The sequence below is a fragment of the Cyanobium sp. BA20m-p-22 genome, from assembly GCF_024346275.1.
Classification (GTDB): domain Bacteria; phylum Cyanobacteriota; class Cyanobacteriia; order PCC-6307; family Cyanobiaceae; genus Cyanobium_A.
The window spans coordinates 1-9,496 of record NZ_JAGQCQ010000131.1; the positions used below are offsets into that span (position 1 = coordinate 1).

Sequence of the window (9,496 nt, forward strand, 5' to 3'; positions counted from 1 at the left end):
CGGAGGAGGCCCGGCTGATCTATCTGGGGGTGCTCTCGGGCATGGCCTTTGCCGACCGGCCCCACCTGATCATCGATATTGGTGGCGGCTCCACCGAACTGGTGCTGGCCGACGGTCAAGATGCCCGCTGCCTCAGCAGCACCCGTATCGGCGCGGTGCGGCTGCAGCGGGAGTTCTGCCAGCAGGACCCGCTCCCCGCCTATCGCCGGGGATTTTTGCAGGCCTATATCCAGGGGGCCCTGGATCCGGCCGTTGCCGAAGTGAAGGCGGCCCTGCGGCCCGGTGAGCAGCCGCTGATGGTGGCCACCAGCGGCACGGCGATGGCCCTGGCGGCCCTGGCGGCGGCCGAAGACCCCAAACCCCCGCTCAAGCTCCATGGTTACCGGCTCAGCCGGGAGCGCATCGACCAGCTCACCGCCCGGCTGCTGGCGATGACCTCGGAGCAGCGCCGGGCCTTGAGCGCCATCAATGAGCGGCGCTCCGAAATCATCGTGCCCGGGGCGCTGATCCTGCAGACCGCCATGGCGATGCTGCAGGTGCGGGAGCTGGTGGTGTGTGATCGGGCCCTGCGGGAGGGTTTGATTGTCGATTGGATGCTGCGCAATGGGCTACTGGACGATCGCTTCGCCTTCCAGAGCACGATCCGGGAGCGCACGGTTCTGCACCTGGCCCAGAGTTTTGGCGTTGACCCCTCCCGGGCCGATCGGGTCGCGGCTCACGCCCTGAGCCTCTACGACCAATCCCGCGGTCTGCTCCACGCAGACGACGGCCCAGGCCGGGAGTTGCTCTGGGCCGCCGCCCAGCTGCACACCTGCGGCAAGAGCATCAATATTTCGAGCTACCACAAGCACAGCTGGTATCTGATTCGCCATGGCGAGCTACTCGGCTACTCCGAGCTGGAGCACCTGATGGTGGCGGCGATCGGCCGTTATCACCGGCGCAGCTTGCCGAAGAAACGGCATGAGTCATGGCAGCTGATCGAGGGCCGCGAGCAGCGGCGCACGGTGAGTTCGATGGCCCTGCTGCTGCGGTTGGCCGCCGCCCTAGACCGCCGGCCGGCACCGGTAATCGCCGCGTTCCAGGTGCAACGGCATGAAGGCGCCGTCGGCATCGTTCTGCAACCCGTGGCGGCTGCCCCCGGGCAGCCGCAGGTGGATCTCAGCTTGGAGCGCTGGAGCCTGCAGGCCTGCGCTGATGTGGTGCGGGATTCCTGCGGCCTGGAACTCAGGGTGCCGGAGCATTAAAACGCTGCCAGCGCACCTGATCGATCGGGCCCAGGACCCGGCTCGCTGCTGTGCCCAGCTGGGCCTGCACCAGGTCGGGGCGCCCGGCGAGCACCTGCAGCTCGCCTCCTAGGGGGAAGCGACGCTCGCCGCTGAAGGTGCCGCGGAAGAGGACCTTGCCTGCTTCGGCCTTAACCTCCAGCCAGCTGGGCTCCTGGCTGCGCAGCACAAGCTCCGGGCTGCTAGTGGCGACAGCCGCAGGTTGGGCTGTCGTTGGGACAGGGATGGGGCTGCCGGCAGGCCCAGGCTGGGCCCGCTGCTGCAACCATTGCTGGCGCAGTAATACCCCTCCCGTTGCTACCCCAGCCAGGATTGCTGCGGCCAGGGCCAGAGGCCCCAGGATCTGTGGGCTTGGGCGGGGGCCAGCTGGCCCTGGGGCGAGCGCGGTCTGAGCCCTGGCGGCCTGGGGCTGGAATGGCCCGTTGGCGCGCAGCATCTGCAGGGGGCCACTGATATCGATTGCCAGGCTGGAAGCGACCCTGCGGGCCTGGGCGATCACGAATACGGCTTCGGGCAGGCGGCTGGTATCAGCAGCCTCTAGGGCCTGGAGCTGCTCCAGGCCCATATTGAGCCGACCAGCCAGCTCGGCAATGCTGAGACCCTGGGCCTCGCGGCCTTGGCGGAGGGCCTCCCCTAGGGCTGAAAGGCCGCCAGTCGCGCTGTTGGGGGAGGGGGCCGGCAATTGGCTCAGGGCGGCGAATAGCTACAGCAATTCTGCCTGCTGGTTGGGGGTCTGACATCAACCCTGCTCAGATGGGCGATACTGGATTCGAACCAGTGACCCCTTCCGTGTGAAGGAAGTGCGCTACCGCTGTGCTAATCGCCCGCACTCCCTGAGCCTAAAACACCGCAGGCAGCCCATCGGCCACCATGGGGCAGAGCCAGCCGCATCGCGTGAGCGCCCAACCCCCTGGAACTGAGTCGCCCCTGGCCCCTTCTGGCGGCCCGGCCCCATTTGACGTTGACGTGCTGATTGTGGGTGGCGGCGTGTGCGGCACGGCCCTGCTGTTCGAGCTGGCCCGCTACACGGACCTCGATCGCCTCCTGTTGGTGGAGCGCTATGACGCCCTGGCCCGGGTGAACTCCAAGGCCTCCAACAACAGCCAGACGATCCATTGCGGCGACATCGAGACCAACTACACCCTGGAGAAGGCCCTGCTGGTCAAGCGCACGGCAGAGATGATCGTCCATTACGCCGATCTGCTCGATCCAGAGACCCGCAAGCGCTGCGTGTTTCGCACCCCAAAGATGGTGCTCGGCGTGGGCGAGCGGGAGTGCGCCTTTCTGCGGGAGCGTTTTGAGCGCTTTTCGCCCCACTTCCCCGCCATGGAGCTGCTCGACAAGCAGCAGATAGCCAGCTGGGAGCCCCAGGTGGGCTTTGTCAATGGCCAAATGCGCCCAGAGGAGCTGGTGGCCATCGGTATTCGCAGCACCTACACCGCGGTGGATTACGAGGAGCTCTCGGCCTCCTTTGTGGCCCAGGCCAGGCAGGCACTGGTCAGCAGCGGCCGCCAGCTCAGCCTCCAGCTCGGCACCAGTGTGGCCGCGATCAGCCCGGAGGGTGAGGGCTATCGGGTGGAGTTGGTTGCCACCGCCGGATGCACCAGCGCTGCAGGCCAGGGCCCCCGCAGTGTCCGGGCTCGCCATGTGGTGGTGAATGCCGGCGCCCACAGCCTGCTGATGGCCCAACGGATGGGTTTTGGCCTGGAGTATTCCTGCCTGCCGGTGGCCGGCAGCTTCTACTTCACCCCCGACCTGCTCCAGGGCAAGGTGTACACGGTTCAGAACGACAAGTTGCCCTTCGCCGCCATCCATGGCGACCCGGATGTGCGAGCCCCCGGCAAGACCCGCTTCGGCCCCACGGCCCTGCTGCTGCCGCTGCTGGAGCGTTATAAGCCGGGCTCGTTCTGGGAGTTCCTGCAGGTGCTGCGGCTGGATTGGGCCGTGCTCGCGGTGTTCTGGCAGTTGCTGCGCACCGCTGACATCCGCAATTACATCTTTAAAAACCTGCTGTTTGAGGTGCCCTGGCTGCGGCGGCGCCTGTTTCTGGCTGATGCCCGCAAAATCGTGCCCAGCATGGAGCTGGGCGACCTCAGCTTCGCGGAGGGCTATGGGGGCGTGCGTCCCCAGCTGATTGACAAGGCAAATCGCAAGCTGATGCTGGGCGAGGTCAGCATCGCCGCCCGCCCGGGCCTGGTGTTCAACGTCACCCCCTCTCCCGGCGGCACCTGCTGCCTGGGCAATGGGGCCCGGGATGTGGCGGCCATCGCCGCGCGGCTGGGTTGCCGGTTTGATCGCGACCGGCTGGCCCGGGAGCTCTACGGCGAGAGGGTCTCAGATGCCGCCGCGGAAGAGGTGGTTGTGGCTGGCTGAATAGAGTTTGGAGCGGGCTTCGGCCGGCGCCGCCAGGGCAGAACTCACCACATATAGGGTAGTGCGAATCAGGCCCCGTTCGCGGCTCACCTGGGCCATCTGGGCCAGGGGCACCACGCTGAGCCATTGGTCGGGCCAGCTCACCCGGTAGCCAATCGCCACGGGGGTGTCGGCTGGGTAGTGGCGCAGCAGCTCGGCCTGCACCTCCTCGACATGGCGGGCGCTGAGATAGAGGCAGAGGGAGGCCCGCAGGGCCGCCAGGTGCTCCAGGGCCTCGCGCTCGGGCACGCCAGTGCGGCCACCGGTGCGGCTGAGCACGATCGTCTGCACCAGCCCGGGGATGGTGAGTTCGCTTTGCAGGGCCGAGGCGGCAGCCTGGTATGCACTCAGGCCCGGCACCACCTCCACGGCGATACCGGCATCGGCCAGGCGGCAGATCTGCTCGGCGATGGCGCCGTAGAGGCAGGGGTCGCCGTCGTGGAGCCGCACCACGGTCTTGCCGGCGCGGGCCCGATCCAGCACCACCGCCAGCACCTGCTCGAGGGTGAGGCTGCTGGTGCGCACCTGTTCACAGCTCGCCGGAGCCAGGGCAGCGATCTGGGGATTGACCAGGGAATCGGTCCACACCAGCACCTCCGCCCGCTCCAGCAGCCTGGCCGCGCGCAGGGTGAGCAGGTCGGGGGCGCCTGGGCCCGCACCGACGATCCAAACGGTAGGGCTGGTCAAGCGGAAACTCCACTGGGGTCGGGTAGGGGGCGGTGGCGGCCGTACAACCACCAGAGGCCAGCACCGCCCAGGCCGATCAGCAGCAAACTCACGAGCTGGGCCATGCGCAGGCCGCCCTCACAGAAGGGCGGGGCGGCGAGCAGACAGAGGGGATCGGTCCTCAACCCCTCGATCCAAACCCTGCCGCTGCTGTAGGCAAGCAGATAGACGCAGCTGAGGGTCCCTGGCAACAGCTGGATGCTGCCCCTGCTGGCGGCGCGGAACAGGAGCAACAGCAGGACGCAAACCCCCAGATTCCAGATGGATTCGTAGAGGAAGGTGGGGTGAAAGTAGGCCTGGTCGAGAAATTCGCTGGGCCGCAGCGCCAGTGGAATGAACAGCTTCCAGGGCAGATCGGTGGGCAGCCCGAAGGCTTCTGAGTTGAAGAAGTTGCCCCAGCGGCCTATGGCCTGGCCCAGGGCGACCGCGGGCACCAACACATCCAAAAGGGGCCAGAAGGGCTGCCTGCGCCAGCGGCAGAAAAGCACCGCAGCGAGGCTGCCACCGAGCAGGGCGCCGTGGATGGCGATGCCGCCGCGCCAGATGGCCAGCGCATCGAGCCAGTTGCCGCCGTATTGGCGCCATTCCAGGAGTACGTAATAGAGCCGGGCACCCAGCACCGCCCCCAGCACCAAAAGGGGCAGCAGGTCTGCGATCAGGGAAGGTTCGATGCCGCGGGCCCGGCCCAGCCTGGTGGCCAGGGTGAGACCCAGCAGCACGGCGATGGCGATCAGCAGACCATACCAACGCAAGGCAATGGGACCCAGCTGGAAAACCAGGGGCCCCGGGGAGGTGAAGATGGCAAGCACGCTGCTCAGACGATGCCTTCTGCTGCCTGGACTTTCTCCACCTGACGCTTCTTGAGCACCAGCATTATCTGGGCCAGGGCGATGGCGGCGAAGAAGGCCAGCAGCCCGTAGATCCGCACCGGGTTCTGGAGCACCACCTCCGCATCGAGCTGGCCAAAGCCGCCGACGTTGGGATCGTTGGTGATGGCCGCACCGGCCGTGACCGCATCGCCCACGGCGACCGTCAGGGAGGGGCCGGCGGGCACGGTTTCGGTGGCCGTGCTGCCATCAGGGGCGGTGATCTCCACCAGGGAGGAGCCATTGTCTCCGGCGCTGATGGCCGAAACGCTGCCAGTCACAGGCGCATTGAACACACCGTTATTGCTCTTTTCACCGGTGGGGTACACCTGGCCCCGGCCCCGGTTGCCGCCCACGTGGATTTGATATTTACCGAAGTGGATGCTGCTGTCGGTGGCGGGATCGGGGGAGAGGATCGGGAAGACGATCTCCTGGTGCTGATCGCCCGGGAGGGGACCAACCAGCAGGATGTTGGGTTGGTCGTCGGAGTATTGGGTGTAGTAGATGCCCGCTGTCTCCTCCTTCAATTCATCGCTGAGCCGGTCCTGGGGGGCCAGGGTGAAGCCATCGGGAAGCATCACAACCGCACCTACGTTCAGGCCTGCGGGGCTGCCGTCACCGGACACCTGCTGCACGCTGGTGTCGTAGGGGATCTCCACCACCGCCTTGAAGACGGTGTCGGGGAAGATGGCCTGGGGCACTTCGATTCGGGTGGCTTTCTTGGCCAGATGGCAGTTGGCGCAAACGATCTTGCCGGTGGCTTCCCGGGGGCTGGCGTAGTTCTGCTGGGCCCAGAAGGGGTAGGCCCAGCTGGGGCTGGCGCCGGTCAAAAGCACGGCAAAGGCGATCAGGGAGCCGAACAGCAGGGAGAGGGAACGACGCATCACGGGATCAGGCGACAGACGGGAAGGGGAAACGGGGATCGGAGGATCAGGCCCACCAGGGCTTGTCGCCGGTGCGGAAGTCGGTTTCGCTCCACTGGCTCATGAAGACGGTGTCGTTTTCCACCGCAACGTGGGCCAGGGCCAGGGAGAGCGGGGCCGGGCCGCGCACCACCTTGCCGGTGGCGTCGTACTGGGAGCCGTGGCAGGGGCACATGAACTTATTGGCGCCGCTGTTCCAGGGCACCACGCAGCCCAGGTGGGTGCAGATGGCGTTGATGCCGTAGCTGCCGATGGCATCGCTGCCCTCCACCAGCAGGTAGGTGGGGTCACCCTTGAGTCCCTGCACCAGGCTGCGGTCGCCTTCCTTGTGGGTGCTGAGCCAGCCGCTGGCCGTAACGGTGTTGCCCAGCTCATCCTTGGCGGTGGTGCCGCCGCCGCTGCCGGCGGCCTTGGGGGGGATGAAGTAGCGGGCCACCGGATAGAGGGCGCCCAGGGCCACGCCAGTGACCGACCCGAAGGTCAGCAGATTCATGAACTGCCGACGACCCATTCCGGGGACATCACCATTTGAGGCGCCAGTGGAAGCGCTCGCAGGCAGCTGGGTCATGTCGGCTTGCCGGGACAACGTGTTGCCCATTATGAACCTTGCCTGTGCGGCCAGGAGCCCGCCTGGGGCCTCTCAGCGGTGGCTGCAACATGCTGTTGTGCAATCCCTTGCCGCCAGCGTCGCGTGAGCCCTGGTCTGCCCCTGCCTCCCAGCCCCATGCCGGTTCCCGGCGAAGGCGATGGAACTCTCTCGGGCCAGGAGGTTTGGGACCTGTTGCTGGCCCGCTGGCAGGTTTCCTACGACCTTCAGCTGGTGCAACGGCGGGGCCGCATCTATCTGCAGGTGATGTGGGCCTACCTGGAGCAGCAGTCCTTTCCGCTGAGCCAGGAGGGTTATCTCCTCAAGCTGGAGGAGCTCAGCGGGCTGCTCAATGGTCTGGGGGTGGCGGGCCAGGTGCGGCACTGGCTGCTCACTACCACCGACAAGCCCAGGCAGGGGCGGGCGATGGGATTGGCCCTAGAGATTCCTGCCGGGCGGGCCAGCGAGTTTCTGCTCTAAGTCGGGATGCTCTGAATCGGGCTGCTCAGGCGGGGCGCAGCCTTTCACTCAGGGCCACCAGGGCGATGCCCACCAGGTAGAGGGCCGTGATGGCGCCGGAGAGCAGCAGCATGGTCACCGGATCGGTGGAGGGGGTGAGCACGGCCCCGGCCAGGGCGCTTGCCAGCACCACCCAGCGCCAGCCCGAGATCATGGCCTTGGCCTGCACCAGCCCCAGGGCACCCAGTAGCAGCTGCAGCACGGGCAGCTGGAAGGCCAGGCCCGTTGCCACCATCAGCAGCAGCACGAAATCCAGGTAGCGCTCAATTGACCAGCTCGGCTCCACCACGTCAGCGCCGTAGCTCACCAGAAAGTTCAGGGCCGCAGGCACCAGGGCCCACCAGGCGAAGGCCAGCCCGGCCGCAAACAGCACCGCTGAGCCCGCCACCGCCGGTGCCACCAGTCGCCGCTCCCTGCGGCTGAGACCGGGCAACACAAAGGACAGTCCCTCGTAGAGCACGTAGGGAAGGGCCAGGCTGAGCCCCGCGTAGCCAGCCACCTTCAGCGATACGAACAGAAATTCCCCTGGCGCCAGCTGCAGAAAGCGGATGCCATCGGCCGGCATTTCCAGCAGGCGCACCAGTGGCTTGACTGCCAGCAGGCAGCCAGCTGCTCCCAGCAGCACCGCCAGCAGGCTGCGCAGCACCCGCCGGCGCAGCTCCTCGAGATGGTCCACCAGGCTCATCTCCACCTCCCCAGGAAACTCCTCGAGGTTCGGTTGGCTGGCCAGCCGGATGGGGGGCGGAGCTGGCTGGGGCAGATCCGCTACCCCTGGTTTGGCTGGATCGGATTCGGCGCTCATGTTGACAGTTCCCCCAGCAGGCTAAGAGCGCGCTGGGGCTCGCCCCAGAGCACGGTGCCGCCCCGATGGCGCACCGTACCGGGCGCGGCCCCGGGAATGCGCTGTAGGTCTTCGGTGGGAACCATCACCACCGGGACCCGCAGGTTGCCCCGGCCGCGGCTGAAGTGGGCCGCCAGATCGGCGGCGGCCTGCAGATCGCCCTCGTTGGCCAGCCGCTGGGAACTCTTCAGCACCACATGGCTCCCCGGCACTTCCTGGGCATGGAACCAGAGATCTCCGCGGCGGGCCTGCCGCAGGCTGATCCAGTCGTTTTGGCGGTGGTTGCGCCCCACCTGCAGGGGTAGGCCGGAAGCGGTGTGCAGTTCCAGGGGCTGGGGCACGCCCTCGACCGCGGAGCCGGGCCTGGCCCGGCGGGGCACGCTGCGCCCAGACCCACTGCCTAACCCAGACCCACTGCCCTGCCCAGGCAAACCGCCCAGGGTTTCTAGGTCAGCGGCCAGGCCCAGCACCTGGTTGAGGCTTTCTGCCTGATCGAGATAGGTGAGGCTCGCCTCCAACCAGGCCAGCCGCTGGTGGTGCAGCTCCAGCCTCGGGGTGATCGCCGCCACGGAGCGGCGGCGTTTGCGGGCGGTTTTGTAGAGCTTCTGGGCTGCGTCGATGCACTGGCGGCTGGGTTGGATCTGGCTGAGAAGGGCGTCGGCCTGATGCTGCAGGACGTCGGCCTCGGCAACTGCCGCCAGCAGGGCCCCCTGTTCCCAGGCCTGACGGGTTTCCTTGGCGGCCACAGCCTCGAGCCGGTGGCGCAGTTGCTGGCGCTGGTGCAGAAGGGCGCTGGCCTCCAGCTGCTCGCTGAAATAGGCGGCCAGGCCCCGGTTGATCCCCAGGGGCTCCTGCGGGCAAGGTTTGCCCCAGCAGCGGTAGCCGCCCTGCGGCTCGATTTGCCAGCAGAACTGCTCCCCTGCCACGGCGTCGAGCCACTGGCGCCAGAGCTGCCAAAGCTGCTGCCATTGGGCTGGGCTGAGCCCGCCCACCTCGAGCTCCCCCCAGCCCGGCGGCAGCAGCTGACGCAGCAAGGCCGGGCTCATTCCCTGGTAGGCGTCCCGCAGGGCATGCTGCAGCGGTAGGGGCACCAGGCTCAGCCGTCGCTGCCAGCTCTGGAAGCTCTCCTCAAGCCGCGGGGGCTCGCCGGCCAGGGGCGGCGGGGGCTGGTATGGATCACCCGTGCCGATTGGCCGCAGGCGCGATTGCTTTGGTTTCACTTGGCGGGCCAGAGCCACCACCTGGCGCTCGCCATCCAGCAGCAGCAGGTTGCTGTGGCGCCCCATCAGTTCCACCACCAGCCAGCCCAGCACGGGCTCGCCAGGGCGCCGGGCGAAGCC

Annotated in this window: 10 protein-coding genes and 1 tRNA gene; 3 read left to right on the top strand and 8 right to left on the bottom strand. The window is 67.4% G+C overall.

The window, feature by feature from the left end; all coding sequences use genetic code 11:
* Positions 1 to 1,244: Ppx/GppA phosphatase family protein (locus KBZ15_RS11980; protein ID WP_255015438.1), on the top strand; the 1,244-nt coding region annotated here is incomplete at its 5' end.
* On the opposite strand, the gene KBZ15_RS11985 is transcribed toward KBZ15_RS11980, so the two are convergent.
* Together KBZ15_RS11985 and KBZ15_RS11990 are read right to left on the bottom strand one after the other, a co-directional pair.
* The gene (locus KBZ15_RS11985; RefSeq protein WP_255015439.1) at positions 1,225 to 1,965 is read right to left on the bottom strand and encodes a helix-turn-helix domain-containing protein; all 741 of its coding nucleotides are present in this window, start codon (positions 1,963 to 1,965) and stop codon (positions 1,225 to 1,227) included. The two genes, KBZ15_RS11980 and KBZ15_RS11985, sit on opposite strands and share 20 nt — an antisense overlap.
* Before the next feature lie 72 nt (positions 1,966 to 2,037).
* A tRNA-Val gene (locus tag KBZ15_RS11990) sits at positions 2,038 to 2,109 on the bottom strand.
* Positions 2,110 to 2,177: 68 nt separating this feature from the next.
* On the opposite strand from KBZ15_RS11990, the gene KBZ15_RS11995 reads away from it, so the two are divergent.
* Positions 2,178 to 3,656 carry an FAD-dependent oxidoreductase gene (locus tag KBZ15_RS11995; protein ID WP_255015440.1) on the top strand — a complete coding sequence of 493 codons (1,479 nt, stop codon included), beginning with the start codon at positions 2,178 to 2,180 and terminating at the stop codon, positions 3,654 to 3,656.
* Here the strand turns inward: KBZ15_RS11995 and cobM are convergent.
* The 4 genes from cobM to petC are packed head-to-tail and all read right to left on the bottom strand — an operon-like array spanning position 3,618 to position 6,778.
* A complete protein-coding gene (cobM, locus tag KBZ15_RS12000) occupies positions 3,618 to 4,382 on the bottom strand; it encodes a precorrin-4 C(11)-methyltransferase (RefSeq protein ID WP_255015441.1) in 765 nt (254 codons plus the stop codon). The genes KBZ15_RS11995 and cobM overlap by 39 nt on opposite strands.
* Positions 4,379 to 5,239, bottom strand: a complete 861-nt coding sequence (lgt, locus tag KBZ15_RS12005) for a prolipoprotein diacylglyceryl transferase (RefSeq protein ID WP_255015444.1) — start codon at positions 5,237 to 5,239, stop codon at positions 4,379 to 4,381. Before lgt ends, cobM begins: the two co-directional genes overlap by 4 nt.
* Positions 5,236 to 6,171 (bottom strand): cytochrome f, encoded by a 936-nt coding sequence (gene petA, locus KBZ15_RS12010; RefSeq protein WP_197148416.1) that lies wholly within the window; start codon positions 6,169 to 6,171, stop codon positions 5,236 to 5,238. Before petA ends, lgt begins: the two co-directional genes overlap by 4 nt.
* Before the next feature lie 46 nt (positions 6,172 to 6,217).
* Positions 6,218 to 6,778 (bottom strand): cytochrome b6-f complex iron-sulfur subunit, encoded by a 561-nt coding sequence (petC, locus tag KBZ15_RS12015; RefSeq protein ID WP_254931447.1) that lies wholly within the window; start codon positions 6,776 to 6,778, stop codon positions 6,218 to 6,220.
* Positions 6,779 to 6,934: 156 nt separating this feature from the next.
* Between petC and KBZ15_RS12020 the strand changes: the two genes are divergently transcribed.
* On the top strand, positions 6,935 to 7,276 hold the full coding sequence (locus KBZ15_RS12020; RefSeq protein WP_197153556.1) for a DUF3067 family protein: 342 nt from the start codon (positions 6,935 to 6,937) through the stop codon (positions 7,274 to 7,276).
* A 25-nt stretch (positions 7,277 to 7,301) separates the two neighbouring features.
* Here KBZ15_RS12020 and tatC read toward each other — a convergent pair whose 3' ends face one another.
* Both tatC and KBZ15_RS12030 read right to left on the bottom strand, forming a co-directional pair.
* Complete coding sequence (gene tatC / locus KBZ15_RS12025) at positions 7,302 to 8,117, bottom strand: twin-arginine translocase subunit TatC (protein WP_255015442.1); 816 nt, start codon at positions 8,115 to 8,117, stop codon at positions 7,302 to 7,304.
* Positions 8,114 to 9,496 (bottom strand): NFACT RNA binding domain-containing protein (locus KBZ15_RS12030; RefSeq protein ID WP_255015443.1); only part of this gene is annotated, 1,383 nt, incomplete at its 5' end. The genes tatC and KBZ15_RS12030, both read right to left, overlap by 4 nt.